This window comes from Microbacterium sp. NPDC057944, from assembly GCF_042887445.1.
Taxonomy (GTDB): domain Bacteria; phylum Actinomycetota; class Actinomycetes; order Actinomycetales; family Microbacteriaceae; genus Microbacterium; species Microbacterium natoriense.
The window spans coordinates 1,283,405-1,299,531 of sequence record NZ_JBHVPJ010000002.1 but is presented as its reverse complement, the minus strand read 5'-3'; the positions used below and the strand labels follow the sequence as shown (position 1 = coordinate 1,299,531).

Annotated in this window: 15 protein-coding genes; 8 read left to right on the top strand and 7 right to left on the bottom strand. The window is 70.6% G+C overall.

The features are described from left to right. Positions 1 to 46: 46 nt before the first annotated feature. Positions 47 to 658, bottom strand: a complete 612-nt coding sequence (locus ACFVRO_RS15630) for a TetR/AcrR family transcriptional regulator (RefSeq protein WP_386953912.1) — start codon at positions 656 to 658, stop codon at positions 47 to 49. 150 nt (positions 659 to 808) lie between these two features. On the opposite strand from ACFVRO_RS15630, the gene ACFVRO_RS15625 reads away from it, so the two are divergent. Genes ACFVRO_RS15625 through ACFVRO_RS15605 form a run of 5 tightly spaced genes read left to right on the top strand, consistent with a single transcriptional unit; the run spans position 809 to position 6,538 of the window. After that, positions 809 to 1,816, top strand: a complete 1,008-nt coding sequence (locus ACFVRO_RS15625; RefSeq protein WP_386953909.1) for an ABC transporter substrate-binding protein — start codon at positions 809 to 811, stop codon at positions 1,814 to 1,816. A gap of 8 nt (positions 1,817 to 1,824) precedes the next feature. After that, complete coding sequence (locus ACFVRO_RS15620; protein WP_341939896.1) at positions 1,825 to 2,607, top strand: ABC transporter permease subunit; 783 nt, start codon at positions 1,825 to 1,827, stop codon at positions 2,605 to 2,607. Next, the gene (locus ACFVRO_RS15615; RefSeq protein ID WP_386953907.1) at positions 2,604 to 3,440 is read left to right on the top strand and encodes an ABC transporter permease; all 837 of its coding nucleotides are present in this window, start codon (positions 2,604 to 2,606) and stop codon (positions 3,438 to 3,440) included. The genes ACFVRO_RS15620 and ACFVRO_RS15615 overlap by 4 nt, the downstream gene beginning before the upstream one ends. Further along, positions 3,437 to 4,225, top strand: coding sequence for an ABC transporter ATP-binding protein (locus tag ACFVRO_RS15610; protein ID WP_386953904.1), 789 nt, complete (start codon positions 3,437 to 3,439; stop codon positions 4,223 to 4,225). The genes ACFVRO_RS15615 and ACFVRO_RS15610 overlap by 4 nt, the downstream gene beginning before the upstream one ends. Beyond that, entirely contained in the window at positions 4,226 to 6,538 is a 2,313-nt protein-coding gene (locus tag ACFVRO_RS15605) for an arylsulfatase (RefSeq protein WP_386953902.1), read from the top strand. A gap of 19 nt (positions 6,539 to 6,557) precedes the next feature. Here the strand turns inward: ACFVRO_RS15605 and ACFVRO_RS15600 are convergent, their stop codons facing one another. Genes ACFVRO_RS15600 through ACFVRO_RS15575 form a run of 6 tightly spaced genes read right to left on the bottom strand, consistent with a single transcriptional unit; the run spans position 6,558 to position 12,133 of the window. Beyond that, positions 6,558 to 7,433, bottom strand: coding sequence for a formylglycine-generating enzyme family protein (locus tag ACFVRO_RS15600; RefSeq protein WP_386954494.1), 876 nt, complete (start codon positions 7,431 to 7,433; stop codon positions 6,558 to 6,560). Positions 7,434 to 7,441: 8 nt separating this feature from the next. Next, positions 7,442 to 7,795: a DUF202 domain-containing protein gene (locus tag ACFVRO_RS15595; protein ID WP_386953900.1), complete on the bottom strand. Its 354-nt coding sequence runs from the start codon at positions 7,793 to 7,795 to the stop codon at positions 7,442 to 7,444. After that, entirely contained in the window at positions 7,792 to 8,148 is a 357-nt protein-coding gene (locus tag ACFVRO_RS15590) for a YidH family protein (protein WP_386953897.1), read from the bottom strand. Before ACFVRO_RS15590 ends, ACFVRO_RS15595 begins: the two co-directional genes overlap by 4 nt. Before the next feature lie 23 nt (positions 8,149 to 8,171). Beyond that, positions 8,172 to 9,818, bottom strand: coding sequence for an amidohydrolase (locus tag ACFVRO_RS15585; protein ID WP_386953894.1), 1,647 nt, complete (start codon positions 9,816 to 9,818; stop codon positions 8,172 to 8,174). Position 9,819: 1 nt separating this feature from the next. Further along, entirely contained in the window at positions 9,820 to 10,659 is an 840-nt protein-coding gene (locus ACFVRO_RS15580) for a molybdenum cofactor biosynthesis F family protein (protein WP_223586838.1), read from the bottom strand. 25 nt (positions 10,660 to 10,684) lie between these two features. Then, complete coding sequence (locus ACFVRO_RS15575; protein ID WP_386953891.1) at positions 10,685 to 12,133, bottom strand: APC family permease; 1,449 nt, start codon at positions 12,131 to 12,133, stop codon at positions 10,685 to 10,687. Between the two features lie 243 nt (positions 12,134 to 12,376). Here ACFVRO_RS15575 and ACFVRO_RS15570 point away from each other — a divergent pair, with 243 nt between their 5' ends. The 3 genes from ACFVRO_RS15570 to ACFVRO_RS15560 all read left to right on the top strand — a co-directional run bounded on the left by ACFVRO_RS15570 (position 12,377) and on the right by ACFVRO_RS15560 (position 15,884). Next, positions 12,377 to 13,111, top strand: a complete 735-nt coding sequence (locus ACFVRO_RS15570; RefSeq protein ID WP_386953888.1) for an SDR family NAD(P)-dependent oxidoreductase — start codon at positions 12,377 to 12,379, stop codon at positions 13,109 to 13,111. Between the two features lie 32 nt (positions 13,112 to 13,143). Beyond that, a complete protein-coding gene (locus tag ACFVRO_RS15565; protein WP_105677011.1) occupies positions 13,144 to 13,959 on the top strand; it encodes an SDR family NAD(P)-dependent oxidoreductase in 816 nt (271 codons plus the stop codon). A gap of 506 nt (positions 13,960 to 14,465) precedes the next feature. After that, positions 14,466 to 15,884, top strand: a complete 1,419-nt coding sequence (locus ACFVRO_RS15560) for a DUF222 domain-containing protein (protein ID WP_386953886.1) — start codon at positions 14,466 to 14,468, stop codon at positions 15,882 to 15,884. The last annotated feature ends 243 nt before the right edge of the window (positions 15,885 to 16,127 follow it).

Below are 16,127 nucleotides of genomic sequence, written 5' to 3'. Positions count from 1 at the left end.
GGAGGCGATGATGGCGGTGTCAGCGGGCGGCGCGGGGATGACGGTGTCAGCGCGTGGCGCGGGCCTTCGGACGGCGGAACGTCGCGAGGAGAGCCTCGAGAGCGTCGTTGAGACGCCCGTCGCCCGCCGAGTCGGGCATGAGCACGGCGATCATCTGCCATCCGGCGTTGCGCGAGGCGACCTCGCTGACCGCGGTCTCGATGTCGACGTGGTCGGCGAGCTCGCCGTCTTCGCGCGCCTCGGTGAGGAATCGCCGGAACAGCTCACGCCAGTGCAGGTTGTTCACGCGATGGATGCGGGTGACCTCGTCGTCCTGGGAGGCGTGATCCCAGAAGGAGATGACGACGCGCGCGTACAGCGGGCCGTTGGGGCTGTACGGAAGGATCTCCCGGCACACCCGCTCCAGAGCGGCGAGGCCGCGGATCCCCTCGATGCCCGCGTGGATCCGATCGTTCGCCTGGGTGTAGAGGCGCAGGAACGCCGCGGTGAGCAGGCTCTGCTTGTTCGGGAAGTACCGCGCGATGGCGCCGTGCGCGTAACCGGCCTCCGTCGCGATCTCGCGCATCGTCAGCTTCTCGAACCCGACGCGGATGATGACCTGCACCGCGGCGTCGGCGATGTGGTCGCGGCGTTCGTCATGGTCGACGATCTTCGGCATGGAAGGCCCCCCTCGTTCTCACGATTCTAGTTTTGACCTTTTTAGTCACCACCTGGTGACGAATGTGATGCAATCGTAACCAATCGAATACAAGGCAAGAGTACGATCTTTTTAATCACCAACTGGTGACTAACTCGAAGAGGAGTTGCAATGAACGTCCATCGACTCACCCGTCGCGCCGGCGGTGTCCTGGCCGCGGTCGGGGTGCTCGCCCTCGCCGCCTGCTCGTCGTCTCCGGCTGCCGAGCCTTCTCAGGGCGGGGGAGGCGGGATGACCACGGTCAAGGTCGCCACGATCGGCCTCACGTCCGACGGCGCACTGCTCACAGGGATCGCGCAGGGCTTCTTCGAGGACGAGGGGCTCGAGATCGAGACCTCCATCGTCGCGAACCCTCCCGCCGGCCTCGCGGCTGCGCAGAGCGGCCAGGTCGACATCGCGTACTCGCCCAGCATCCCCCTGCTGAACGCGCTCTCCAGCGGCGTCCCGCTCACGGTCATCGGCGCGGCCGACGGCTACGTTGACGGCGCGGCGGACTCCGAAGACCCCGACGCCCTCGACGACACCGGCCTGTACGCCAGCGCGGACAGCGGCATCACCTCAGTGGCCGATCTCGCAGGCGCCACCATCGCGATCCCCGCCCGCAAGGCGCAGCTCGAGGTGGTGATCGCCGACGCTCTCAAGGACGAGGGGATCGACCCCGCCGCCGTGAACTGGGTGGTGCTCGACTTCACCTCCGCCGTGGCCGCGCTCAAGAGCGGGACGGTCGACGCCGCGGGCCTCGTGAACCCCTTCACGGCCGAGGCCGATGCGATCGGCGCCGTCCGGCTCTCCTCGCCGTCCGTCCGGTTCTTCGAAGAGGGCGCGACGGGCCTCTGGACCGCCGGCGCCTCCACGGTCGAGAACAAGAAGGACGTGATCGCGGCGTTCCAGCGGGCGCTGGCCAAGACCAACGCCTATGCGAACGAGCACCCGGAGGAGGCGATCACGGCGGGTCTGGAGTACACCGGATCCACGCTCTCCCTCGACGAGGTGAAGGTGCCGTACTGGCCGCTCGCCGTGCTCCCCGAAGAGCTGGAGCGCGTCAACGACAAGCTCGTGGCGCTCGGCTTCCTGGCGCAGCCCGTTCCGCTCGACGGCGTGATCGTCAGCGCGAAGTGACCGCGGGCATGCGCACCTCCTCCGTGGCCGGCGCTCTCGTCGGCGCACTCGGCGTCGTGTGCGGTCTCGGGGCGTGGCAGCTGGCGGCGACCGTCGGACCGCTGTCCTCGTCGCCGCTGCCTACCGCGACCGAGGCGATCGGCGAGGCGGTGCGCATGCTCGGCACCGCGCAGCTCTGGGAGGCCATCGGCGCGACGCTCGCCATGGCCCTGCTCGGACTCGTCCTCGCCGTCGCGGTGGGAGTCCTCCTGGGCGTCGCGATCGGCACGTCGCCGCTCGCGCTGCACGCCACCCGCGTCCCGCTGGAGTTCCTCAAGCCCATCCCGCCCATCGTGATCCTGCCCATCGTCGTCCTCGTGCTCGGTCCGACCTCCGGGATGGGCGTGTTCCTGGTGTTCTTCGGGTGCGTGACGGCGATCGCGGTGCAGTCGGCGGCCGGCGTCTTCGACACCGACCCGGTGGCGAGGGCGACGGCGCGGTCGTACGGCATGGGGTCGGCCGAGATCCTGGGCCGGGTGGTGCTTCCCAGCGCCCTGCCCTACATCGGCACCGCGGTGCGTGTCGCCGCACCCACCTCGCTCGTCGTCGCCGTGGTCGCCGGACTCCTCGGCGGTGGCCCCGGGCTCGGACAGAGCCTGCTGCTGTCGCAGATCTCCGGCAATCAGCCGCAGCTGTTCGCCTACGTCGTCATCCTCGGCGTGCTCGGCCTGATCATCCAGGGTCTGAGCCAGCAGGGGGAGCGGATGCTGCTGCACTGGCACCCGCAGTACCGGAAGCAGGACCACCGATGACCCTGACCACCTCCATCCAGACCAGGGCCCGCGTGCGCCGCAGCAGGTCGCAGAGCGGGTCGCCGCGGTGGATCCTCATCGGCGCCGAGATCGCGGTGCCCGTCGTGCTGCTCGCCGCCTGGTGGCTCGCCTCCGCCGGGTCGACGAACACCTTCTTCCCTCCGCTGCAGACCATCCTCACCCGCCTGGGTCAGCTGCTGCAGACGCCGGCGTTCCTCGGCAGCGTCGCCTCCTCGGTCGGCAACCTCGCGCTCTCGTTCGTGCTCGCCACGCTCATCGGCGTGATCCTCGGCTGCGCGCTCGGACTCGTGCGGCCGCTGAGCTGGTTCGCCGAGCCCGCCATCCACTTCTTCCGCGCCATCCCTCCGGTGGCTCTCGTGCCGATCTTCGTGTCGCTGATCGGCTTCGGCAACGAGACCCGTGTGCTGTCGATCACGCTGGCCGCGGTGTTCCCCATCCTCATCTCGACGATCGACGGCATCAGGGCGGGGGAGCCGACGATGGAGATGGTCACCAGGGTCTACCGGCTCACTCCGGTCGAACGCCTCTTCCAGGTCGTGCTGCCCGCCGCGGGGCCGCGCATCCTCTCCGGCATGCAGGTCAGCCTCATCACGGCGTTCGTCGTGATGATCGCCAGCGAGATGCTCGGGTCGTCGACCGGACTCGGAGCGGCCACGCTGCTCGCGCAGCAGTCGTTCGCCATCCCCGACATGTGGGCGGGCATCCTCGTGCTCGGCATCATCGGCTACGCCGCCACGGCCGTCTTCACCCTCTTCCGGCGCCGCGTGCTGCGCTGGTACATCGCCTCGCAGCAGCAGGAGAAGAACTCATGACCATCGCAGAACAGGCCCCCGTCCGCCTCAGCGTCGCCGGCCTCGCCAAGTCCTATCAGACGAAGAACGGCCCGGTCCCCGTGATCGCCGACCTCACCTTCGACGTGCGCGTCGGAGAGGTGTGCTGCATCGTCGGCCCGTCCGGCATCGGCAAGACGACGCTGCTGAAATGCCTCACCGGGCTGCAGAGCATCACCGCGGGAACAGCGGCCATCGACGGCCGGCCCATCGACGGGCCGCCGGAGGAGATGGCCCTGGTGTTCCAGGAGTACACGCGGTCGCTCATGCCGTGGCTCACGGTGGAGAAGAACGTGCGGCTGCCGCTGAAGCACCTGCGGCTGCCCGTCGCCGAGCGTGAGGAGCGGGTGTCCGCAGCGCTCGCCGCGGTCGGTCTGGCCGGAGCCGAGTCGAAGTACCCGTGGCAGCTCTCCGGCGGGATGCAGCAGCGCGTCGCCATCGCCAGGGCCATCGCGTATCGCCCCGAGGTCCTCGTGATGGACGAGCCCTTCGCCTCCGTCGACGCGCAGACGCGCTTCGAGCTGGAGGACCTGTGCCTGCGCATCCGCGAGCAGTTCGGCATGACGATCGTCGTCGTCACCCATGACATCGACGAGGCGGTGTACCTCTCCGACCGCGTCGTCGTGCTCGGTGAGCGACCGGCGAAGGTGACCGAGATCATCGAGATCGACTTCGGCGGCCCCCGCGATCAGCTCCGCACGCGCGCACTGCCCGCCTTCGCGGAGCTGCGGACGGAGATCTTCGAACTGATCAGGAGGGTCGGCTAGATGACGGGTCGGACGGCACGCGGATACGAGGCGTTCGAGGGGCGGGTCGCCGAATTCACCTCGGACTCCGCACCGTGGTGGCCCTCGCCGCGACGGGCGCGGAAGAAGGCCCCGAACATCATCGTGATGCTCATCGACGACCTCGGGTTCAGCGACCTCGGCCCGTTCGGGAGCGAGATCGAGACGCCGCACATCGACGTTCTCGCCGACGACGGCTGGGTCTTCACGAACTACCGCACGGCGCCGATGTGCTCGCCGGCCAGGGCCGCCCTGCTCACGGGCCTCAACCCCCACCGCGCCGGCTTCGGCTTCGTCGCCCACATCGACCCCGGCTATCCGGGGTTCAGCTGCGAGCTGCCCGCCGACGCCCCGACGCTGGCGGAGTCGCTGCGTGCGGGCGGTTACGCGACCTTCATGGTCGGGAAGTGGCATCTCACGCTCGAATCGCGCCTGCACGACGGCGCGGATCGCGCCAGCTGGCCGCTGCAGCGAGGGTTCGATCGGTACTTCGGCAGCATGGACGGCTTCACCTCGCTGCACCATCCGCACCGCCTCGTGCAGGACAACTCCGTCGTCGGCATCCGTGATTTCCCCGACGGGTTCTTCCTCACCGATGAGCTCACCGATCGCGCGATCGGGATGATCGACGACCTCCGGGTGAACGACCAGGAGAAGCCGTTCTTCCTCTACTACGCGCACACCTCGGTGCACGGGCCCATCCAGGCGAAGGACGCCGACATCGAGAAGTACCGCGGCCGCTACGAGGCGGGCTGGAGCGCCCTTCGCGAGCAGCGCTTCGCCCGTCAGCGCGAACGGGGAATCGTGCCGTCGCACGCCCGTCTCCCGGAGGACGCCATCGCGGACGGCGACCGGATCCCCTCCTGGGATGCGCTGGGCGAGGACGAGCGCCGCCTGTTCGCACGGCACATGGAGGTGTACGCGGCGGCCGTCGACGAGATCGATCAGAGCGTCGGGCGGCTCCTCGAACGGCTGGAGCGCAGCGGAGAGCGCGACAACACGATCGTCATCCTCGCGAGCGACAACGGAGGGACGGCCGAAGGCGGGCCGAGCGGCACGCGCAGCTACTTCGCGCAGTTCGGCACGCACGGGGGGATGCCGGAGGGCTGGGTGACCGATGTGCCCCGCGACGTCGAGGAGATCGGAGGGCCGAGGCTCTTCGGGCAGTACCCCACGGGGTGGGCCCGCGTATCGAACACCCCGTTCCGCTCGTTCAAGTCGACGACCTACGAGGGCGGGGTGCACGCTCCTCTCATCATCTCGTGGCCGGATGCCCCCATGGAGGGCGGGCTGCGCGACCAGTTCGTGTTCGTCTCCGATCTCGCTCCCACGCTGCTCGACCTCGCCGGCGTGACCCCGCTCTCCGAGCGCGGTGGTCGGGCCGCGCAGGACATGGACGGCGGCAGCATCGCGGACGTGCTCGCCGATCCCGACGCCGACGGGCGCGAGGCGCAGTACTTCGAGTGCGTCGGACGCCGCGCGCTGGTGGAGGGCGAGTGGAAGGCACTGTCGGCGACGGCGCCGACGAAGGCCGAGGGCGCCGAGGGGGGCGAGTGGGAGCTGTACCACCTCTCCACCGACCCCACCGAGACGGTCGACCTGTCGGCGGAGCATCCGGAGCGCGTGGCGCGGATGGCGGAGCGCTGGCACGCGGAGGCCTGGCGCAACACCGTGTTCCCGCTCGACGACGACGGCTCCCTCTTCCGGCTCCGGCCAGACACGGAGGAGCCGCTGTCGGCGCCGATGACGCTCGTGCCGTTCCGGCCTCCGCTGGAGCGCTTCCGCTCGGCGAAGCTCACGGTGCTGCGCTCCTTCACGATCGAGATCGAGATCGAGACCCGTGCGGAGGCGGCTGGCGTCATCGTGGCGCACGGTGACCAGGGCGGCGGCTATCTCCTCGCCGTCGACGACGGACGGCCGCTCCTCGTGTACAACGCGTACGGCGCCATGCACCGCTCACGCGGCGATCGCCTGGGGGAGGGCGCGCATCGTGTGCTCGTCCGGGTCGACGAGCGACCCCATCTGCGCTGGCGCCTGGGCGTCGACGTCGACGGCGTCGAGGTCGCGGTCGTCGAGGACGTGCCCATGCTGCTCGGGATGGCCCCGTTCACCGGCATCAGCGTCGGCTACGACTACGGCGGTCCCGTCGACTGGGAGCTGCACGAGGCGCATCGCACCTATCCGTTCGGCGGGGGCGAGCTGCGATCGGTGCGGTACGTGCCCGGTCAGCGCTCCTCCTACGACGGGACCGTGCTGCGGGCCGTGGGCGAAGCGGTGCAGGCGATCGCCGACTGAGCGCGCACGTGCGGCGCGGTCAGAGCGCGCAGCGGAATCCGAGGTGCGTGGTCGCCGAGTCCTCGGTCTGCGAGGAGCGGGCGGCCGGACGGTAGCGGAGGCAGTACTCGGGGGCGCAGAGGTGCGAGCCGCCCTTGGTGACGCGCCGTGCAGGTCCCCGTGCCGCCGAGTCGAGAAGGGTGACGCGGTCGCCGGGCTGAACCGTCGGGGTCATGCCGTGGCGCGGTGTCCAGGCATCCGCCGTCCACTCCCACACATTGCCGATCATGTCGCTCAGACCGTACCCGTTGGCGGGGAACGCGCCGACGGGCGAGGTGCCCGACCAGCCGAGGGCTCCGGTGCTCCGGTAGGGGAACTCGCCCTGCCAGGTGTTGGCCATGAGGATGCCGGAGGGCCGCAGCTCGTCGCCCCACGCGTAGCGCGCCCCCACGAGTCCGCCGCGGGCGGCCCACTCCCACTCGGCCTCCGTCGGCAGACGCTTGCCCGCCCACTCCGCGTAGGCCAGAGCATCCGCGAAGGCGATCTGGACGACCGGGTGATCGAGGATCTCGCCCACGTCCGATGACGGACCCTGCGGCGCCCGCCAGTGCGCTCCGGGCTGCCAGCGCCACCACTGGCGCCAGTCGCCGAGGTCGACGGGGCCGGCGGTGGGGGTGAAGACGAGCCCGCCGGGGACGAGCGTCGCGGGGTCGGCTCCGGGGAAGTCGGCAGGATCGAGCGGGCGCTCCGCGACGGTCACGTACCCCGTCTCGGCGACGAAGCGGGCGTACTCGGCGTTGGTGACCGGATGCTCGTCGATGTCGAAGGCTGCCACCTCGCGCTCGACGACGGGCCCCTCCTCCGGGTAGTGATCGTCAGAGCCCATCCGGAGGAGCCCTGCGGGGACGCGCACCATCCCGTGGCTCATCGCAGCGCCGACAGCACGGAGAAGACCAGCGCGACGGCTCCGAAACCCGCACCGAGCACGGTGAGGAGACCGAGCATGGCGCCGCCGGGCGGGGAGACGCCGGTCGCGCCCGAGAGGAATGCGCCCAGCCTGCGCTGGCGTCGGTGGGCAGCGAACCAGAGGGCGCATGCGGAGAGCAGCCCGACGATACCCGGAGCGAAGCCCCAGAACGTGGCTTCCGGGGGCAGGGCCATCGGCAGGACGCGCAGCGACAGCAGCGAGCCGATCGCGATCGAGAGCGCCGTGCGCCGCCACGCGAGCTCGGTGCGCTCGAGCTGCAGCCCCGGGTCGAACGGGCGGTACGCCGTCATCGCCACAGCACACCGGCCGTGACCAGCAGCCCGACGACGATGACCACGACGGCGAGCAGCAGGGCAGAGAAGGCTCCGGGGAGCGGCCGGGACAGGCGCAGGGCGCGCTCGGCGCGCATCCACTCCCACCAGGCGAGGGGAGCGACCGCGGTGCCCGTCACGATCAGCAGCAGCGACGCGGCGAGCCGCAATCCCGGGTGCAGGTCGAGGCCGAGCACTTCGAGGGCGACGCCGCCGGCGATCAGCGCGAGTCCGGTGCGCGTCCAGGCCAGGAAGGTCCGCTCGTTCGCCAGGGAGAACCGCGGATCCGGCTCGTCGCCGACGGAGTAGACGGAGCGGGGGAAGCGGCGCATGGGCTCATCGTATCGATGCATGGTCAGCCGGCCGCGAACACCTCTCGGCCGGAGAACCACGTGGAGAGCACGCGCGTGTCGATGATGCGCTCCGCGTCTCCCGCGATCGCATCCCGCTCCAGGACGACGAAGTCGGCGGACTTGCCCACCGCGATCGACCCGGTCTCGTCGCCGAGGCCCATGGCCGTGGCGGCGTTGATCGTGAAGACCTCCAGGGCTTCCTCTGCGGAGATCGCCTGCTCCGGCCACAGCACGCCGGGCGCACGGTGCAACGGATCGGCCCGGGTGACCAGACCCTGCAGTCCCTCCAGTGTGTTGGGGGATTCGCACACCGGCCAGTCCGACCCGCCCGCGACCAGGGCGCCCGCGTCGAGCAGCGCCCGGTTCGGCTGGGAGTGCTCAGCACGGTCGCCGAGCACCTCGGCCAGCGCCTGCGTGATGACGCCGGGGAACCAGATGAACGGGGAGATGTCGGCCGACACGCCCAGCGCGTGCAGACGGGGGATGTCGGCATCCGCCAGGAACTGCCCGTGCGCGATCTGGATCGGCGTCGTGAAGCCGTCGGCGCGGATCCGCTCGGCGACGTCGAGCACGAGCCGGGCCGATCCGTCGCCCGTGCAGTGCACCTTGGCGCCGAGCCCGCGCTCCGCGACAGTGCGGAGCCAGCCGTGGAGCTCCTCGAAGGTCATCGTCGTCTCGCCGTGGTAGTGCGCGCCGTGCGCGGCATCCGCCACATACGGTTCGAGGAACGACGCCGTCCTCGCCGGCGGCACCCCGTCGAGGAAGATCTTCACGAAGTCCGGCCGGTGGTGCGTCGTGCGGAACTCCTCGCCGCGCTCGACGAGCGCCTGTCCGATCGGGTCGAAGCCGAAGATCTCGTCGTTGATGAGCAGCGACGACACGACCCAGGCGTTCAGGTCGCCGTCGCGGTCCAGCATCGCGAGCGCCGAGAGGATGTCGGTCGAGACCCCCGCATCCTGGAAGGTCGTGATGCCGAAGGAGTTGAGCAGCTCGACCCCGCGCCGAGAGGCGGCGACGTGCTGCTCCGCGGTCAGGCCGCCGCTGCGGTCGTACGCCTCCTGCACGGGGATGCCCGCCGCTTCCAGCAGCACGCCGGTCGGGGTGCCGTCGTCGGGATCGAGGATCGTCACGCCGCCCGAGGGGATGCCGTCGGCCGTGATGCCGGCGAGCTCCAGGGCGCGCGTGTTCGCCCAGCGGTTGTGCCGGGAGTCCTCGACGATCACGACGGGCCGCCCGCCCGCGGCCTCGTCGAGCCGCAGGCGGGAGGCGGTGTTCGCGAGCGTCGGGAGCAGGGTCGTCGCGACGACCCCGCCGATGATCCACGCGTCCTCCGGGAGCGTCGCGGCCTTCTCGGCGACCTTCTCCAGGATCTCGTCGAGGGTGAGCGACGGAGGCAGCGAGAGCTCGAAGAGCTCGGTGCGGCCGGCGAGGGCGTGGTGGTTGTGGACGTCGACGAAGCCGGGGTAGACCGCGGCGTCGCCGACGTCGAGCATCCTCGTCTCGGGCCCGCGATGGGCGGACACCGCAGACAGCGCGCCGACGGCCGAGATCCGGCCGTCCCGCACCGCGAACGCCTCCGCGAACGGCTGCGAGCGGTCGGCGGTGCGGATCACCGATCCGGTGACGATGAGGTCTGCGGCATCCGTCATCTCAGATCCTTCCGAACTCCGCGGGCTCCAGGCCGGCGCTGTGGTGAGTGGTCGAGATGAGGCGGCCGTGCGCGCCGAACGTGAAATGCGTGGGGATCTCGCCCGTCTCGTCGAGCCCGAACAGCACCCCGTGCGAGCGGATGGCGTTCACGTCGCGGTGGTCGGCGATCGTCACGGATGCGCAGGGGATGACCTTCTCGCGCCACGCGAAGATGTAGATGCCGGGGCGCACCTCCCACACGGTGTTCTCGTCGGTGTCGGCGAGGCCGCGCTCGGGGCCGGCGAGGCACTGCCACGAGTACCAGCGCTCGGACAGGTACACGTGCTCGTAGGCGTGCTCGGTGCTGTAGACCCACTCGACGCGGCGGCCGATGAGGGACGTGGTGGGAGCGGCCTCTGCTCCGGTGACCTCCGCGCCCTCGATGATGCTCGGGGCGAAGACGTGCTGCACGCGCGTCTTCCCCTTCTCGGGCGCGGGGAGGATGAGCGAGATCACCGCGAGCGCACGCCCGTGCCGAAGATCGAGCACGAGGGAGACGGCCTCGTTCGGCAGGTAGTTGTGGTGGAACTGCACGTAGAACAGGTCCTCGTCGACCTCGACGGCCTCGTAGTCGTCGGTGTCGGATGCCGCGGCGGTGCTGTCATCGGCACCTGGCTGGTAGTCCCAGGTGACCGTGGTGTCGGCGAAGCGGTGCACGATGCGGGTGCCGCGCCCGTCGACGACGGTGATCTCGCGGCCGCTGAGGGCGGTCGTGTGCGGGGCCTTGTTCGCGTCGAAGCCGGGGGCGAGGCCCTCGAGGGGCAGCCAGGTCGAGGTGTCTGCGGGGTTCAGGGTCGTCATTTCTTCTCCTGTCGGATGGGGCGGGTCAGCGGGCGCTGACGCGCTCGAGGTCGGTGGCGAGGCCGTCGTACACGGCCGGCCGGGACTTCTTCAGGTACGCGCCGTAGACGATGCCGCCGATCACGGCGAGCACGAGCAGCAGCGGCATCAGGCGGATCGCGAGCTCCTGGGAGCCGGCGACGATGTCGAAGTTCACGATCGCGAGGATCGAGATCGCCGCGATGCCGAGGAAGCCGATGCCCGGCGCGATGAACGTGCTCCACCACCGCGGGTCGCCCTTGCGGCGGAAGTACACGACGATCGAGATCGCCGCGAGACCCTGCAGGATCAGCACGCTGAGCGTGCCGAAGCCGAGCATCGCGGGCACGAGCGTGACGATCGGGTCGGCTCCGGCGATCGCGAAGATCACGGCGACGATCGCGGCGAACGACGCCTGCACGATGCCGGCGAGCTGCGGGGCGCCGTTGGCGCGGGTGCGGGAGAGCGCCTGCGGCAGGATGCGCGCGCGACCGAGAGAGTAGAGGTAGCGCGTGGCGGAGTTGTGGAAGGCGAGCATCGCGGCGAAGAGGCTCACGAGCAACAGGATCATCATGACCGTGGTGAGCGGGCCGCCGAGGTACTGCTGTGACAGCGTGAAGATGAGGTCGCCGGTCGGCAGGTGCTCCACCGCGGTGGCCTGCGCCTGCGCGACGCCGGTGGCGCTGACGACGGCCCAGGTGGTCACGCCGAGGATGATGCCGATCGCGATGATCGCCGTGTACGTCGCGCGCGGGATCGTCCGCAGCGGCTGCTTCGCCTCCTCGCTGAACAGCGCCGTGGCCTCGAACCCGAGGAACCCGGTGGCGGCGAGCAGCAGGCCGATCGGCAGAGAGCCCGAGAGCACCCACTCCGGGCTGAACGCCGCGACGTCGTAGCCGGTCTGCACGAGCACGGAGATGTCGAACACGACGAGCATCAGCGTCTCCAGCACCAGGCACACGCCGAGGATCTTGGAGCTGAAGTCGACGCCGACCCTGGCGAGCACGAAGCACACCACGATCGAGGCGAGCCCCCAGACCAGCCAGTGCACGTCGAGTCCGGTGAGGTCGCGGATGATCGTCTGCATGAAGAAGCCGCTGGTGCCGATCGTGCCCACGACGAAGAAGTTGTAGCCGAGCGTCGCGATCAGCCCGGCGATCAGTCCGCCGGTGCGGCCGAGGCCCTTCACCACGAAGGCGTAGAAGCCGCCGGCGTTGACGAGCTGCTTCGACATCTGCGCGTAGCCCACCGCGAAGAGCAGCAGGATCGCCGCGACGATGAAGAACGACATGGGCGTGCCGCCGCCGTTGCCCAGCGCGATGGCGAGCGAGGCGACGACGACGATGCCCGTGAGAGGTGCGACGGCGGCGAGCACGAGGAAGACGATGCCGGCGACGCCCAGGGCTCCCGGGCGGAGAGAGGTGTGCTCTGCGGATGGTGCGATCGGATCTGCCACGGCGGCTCCTTTGCTCGGTGACGGCCGTGCGCGCACGGCATCGACGACGAGGGGAATCGTCGATAGAGCGAGTCTGCTCCGCCCCCGTCGCCCGCGCTTGACCCTGAGCGAAAGACGATGGTGTCAGCGTGCACAGCCGCGTCGGGGTGCTTCGACGTCGAGGACGCCGCAGAGCAGGATGACTGTCAGGACGCCGCCGTCCTCCGCGTCGACAGATGCGCCGGCGGGGTCAGGAGAGGCGACATGGACCTGCATCTGAGCGGTACGACCGCCCTCGTCACCGGGGCGGGGAGCGGCATCGGCAGGGCCGTCGCGCTCGCGCTCGCCGCCGAGGGCGTGCGCGTCGCGCTCCTCGATCGCGACGGGGCAGCCCTCGCCCGGACGGCCAGCGGATGCCCCGGCGCCCTGCTCCTCGTGGCGGACGTGACGGACGAGGCGCAGGTCGCCTCGGCTCTCGCCCGGGTCGACAGGCTGGACGCGGTCGTGTGCTGTGCGGGGATCTCCGGCCCCGTCGGCGCCGGCATCGAGGACGTCTCCCTCGCGGAGTGGAACGCCGTGCTCTCCGTCAACGTCACAGGGCCCTTCCTCGTGCTCCGCGCGGCGCTGCCCCTGCTGCGCGCATCGGCCGCGGCATCCGTCGTCCTGATCTCCAGCGACTCCGCCTTCGTCGCCTCTCCCGGCATGGCGCCGTACTGCGCGTCGAAGGCCGCGCTGGTGCAGTTCGGCAGGGCGCTGTCGGTCGATCTCGCCGACACCGGCATCCGCGTGAACACCGTCGCCCCCTCGGTCGTCGACACCCCCATGAGCCGTGGCGACCTGGGCGACACGGCTCTCGACGAGGCGGCGTTCCCCGTGCAGACGGCCGACGAAGTGGCCGCGCACGTCACGTACCTGCTGTCGCCCCGCAGCCGCGCGGTCAACGGCACCACCCTTCTCAGCGACTTCGGGTACACCGCCCGGTCGGGATTCCCCGCTTGAGCGCGCACGCGCCAGACAGACAGGAGCAGCACATGGGACTCGTAGTCGGATCGACGGTCTCCGGACGCGTCGTCGTCATCACCGGAGGCGGCACGGGCATCGGAGCGGCCATCGCCGAGCGGTACGCGGCCGAAGGGGCGCACGTCGTCGTCGTCGGACGCAGGGCCGAGCCGCTGCAGGCGGTGGAGAAGGCGGTCGGCGCGCACGCGATCATCGCGGATGCCGCGGACACGGAGTCCGCCAAGGCCGCAGTGGCCGAGGTGCTGGCGACGTTCGGCCGCATCGACGTGCTGGTCGCGAACGCCGGAGGCCACGGCTTCTCACCGGTCGGCGACACGGATGACGCGGGGTGGGACGCCGCCATCCGCGCCAACCTCACGACCGCGTTCGTCATGGCGCGCGAGGCGCTGCCCGCGCTGCTGGAGTCGAAGGGGCAGATCGTGATCGTGTCGTCTCTTGCCGGGCTCTTCGCGGGGCCGTCGGTGGCCGGGTACACGGTCGGCAAGCACGCGCTCATCGGCCTCACCCGCACGCTCGCGCGCGACTACGGCAAGCACGGCGTTCGTGTGAACGCGGTGTGCCCCGGATGGGTGCAGACGCCGATGGCCGACGACGAGATGGACGAGTTCGCCACGCACGCCGGCCTCGGGTCGCGCGAGGAGGCCTACGCCACGGTGACCGCTGACGTGCCGCTGCGTCGCCCCGCGCGTCCGGCCGAGATCGCCTCGGTCGTGCGCTTCCTCGGATCGGGCGAGTCGTCGTACATCACGGGCGCCGTCATCGTCGCCGACGGCGGCTCGCACGTGGTGGACGTGCCGACGATCGCCTTCGACCACGCCGGGATGTAGACGAGGGGAGGCGCCCGGGTGCGCGGTGCTGGGGTGTTGGGGTGCGCGGGTGGGGTCGGGTGCTCGGGTGCTCGGGTGCTCGGGTGCTTGGGCGCTTGGGTTCTTCGGTTCTCGGGTGCTCGGGTGCGCGGGAGGGGCCGGCTGCAGATCGCGCCTCGTGTCGGAAATGGGGCGGGGGATGCGGCGTGACGGCTCAACTCTGCGCGTGGTGGTGGGGATGATCTCGCGCCTCGTGTCGGAATGAGGCGGGGGATGCGGCGTGAGGTGACAACTCTGTGCGGGGTGGTGCGGGGTGGTGCGGGGTGTCGCCGACGCCGATGTTGCGGGAAGGGTGGCATGGCAAGGATGACGTCGCCTGTCCCATGGGACCGCGTGGCGCTGCGGAGGGACGCGCATCGGCGCGGTAGCCTGACGACTTTCGCGAGACGGCTGCTCTGTTCCGGAATATTGCCCTGAACAGCAGAAAACCGGCCTCGAATGTCGGTGGCCCTCGGTTGGATGGAGTCATGAGCAGCACCGCCGGCATCCTCGATCGGGTCGTTACCGACCTCGATCTGATGCTGGGCGCTGACATGCTCGCGGGGCTGTCCGCGACCGAGCGGATGGACGTGCTCAGAGGCGCTGGAGAGGCACTGCGGCGGCTCGAGGCGATCGTCGTCGAGACGGCCGCCGATGCCGACGCCCGAGAGCTGCCGGATGCGTTCGGATGCCGGTCGCTGAACGAGCTCCTGCAGCGGGTGCTCCGCGTCGATGCCGCGACTGCGGCGCGCATGGTGAAGGCGGCATCCGCCCTGCGTCGAGAGCTGAGCCTGCTCACCGGGGAGCGCCTGCCTGCGCGGTGGCCTGCGCTTCGTGAGGCGATGCTCGACGGGGAGGTGGGCGTCGCCGGACTCCTCGCGGCGACCGGTCCGATGGAGCAGGCCGGGGATCGCATCGGCGCAGCCGACCGCCTGCGCGCCGATGCCGAGCTGGCAGATCAGGCACGGGGCATCGTCAGGGAAGACGACGGCCGTACGACTGCGGTTCCGCCCGCCACGCCCGACGACCTGCGGCAGTACTCTCAGTTGATCGCGCTGTACCTCGACCCCGACGGCTCGGCGCCGATCGAGGCGCGCGCGTCGCAGCGGCGCTCCGTGGTCATCGGGCGGCTGCGCGACGGCGCCTATCCGATCCGCGGCGCTCTCCTGCCCGAGGTCTATGCGCAGCTGCAGCTGATCTTCGACGCCCAGCTCAACCCGAAGGTCGAGGGCCCCGCCGATCTCGGCGTGATGTTCCGACCCTCAGAGGAGCTGACAGGCGATGCGCGACCTGACGCGGAGCAGCGGGGCGACGCCGACCCGCGCACGCGGGCGCAGAAGCAGCACGATGCGCTGGCCGCCGCGCTCGGCATCGCGGCTCGACACGACGACATGCCCTCGCTCGGCGGCGCGGCACCCACCCTCGTGGTGCACGTCGACGCTGCGCAGATCTCTGAACGCGAGAGCGGCGGATGGGCGACCATGCCCGGCGTCGAGGCGCCTGTTCCGGCATCCGTGGCGGTCCACACCGCGTGCTCAGGGGCCGTGCAGCGCGTGCTCTTCGACGAGGGCCGCATCGTCGGGATCAGTACGACAGACCGCGTCTTCACGGCGACTCAGCGCCGCGCGATCGTGCTCCGCGACGGCGAGTGCCTGATCCCCGGATGCCACGTCCCCGCGTCGTGGTGCGAGATCCACCACGTCACCGAGCACGCGCGCGGCGGCCCGACCCACACCGACAACGGGGTGCCCCTGTGCTGGCATCATCACCGGACCCTGGACCGCTCCGGATGGGAGATCCGGATGTCGGAGGGGGTCCCGCAGATCAGGGGTCCCGGATGGTGGGATCCGAGTCGCGAGTGGCGTGAGCAGCGCCGACCGAGACGCGCTCTCACCGCGGTCGCCTGAGCAGGCGGTGTCTGTTCGGTGACGTTGTCTGATCGGCGACGCCGTCTGTTCGGCGACGCCGGGTGCAGGTTGGCGGGGACAGGTTGGCGGTCGCAGGTTGGCGGGAGCCGAACTCCCGGACGTTCGTTGAGCGAGCGCAGCGAGACGAAACGCCTCATGGATCGCACGACCGCGGTATGAGGGGTCCGCGGGGCACTCGCGCCGGTCCACGCATCCGCCCGCCCGCACGTGTCAATGCGCCCG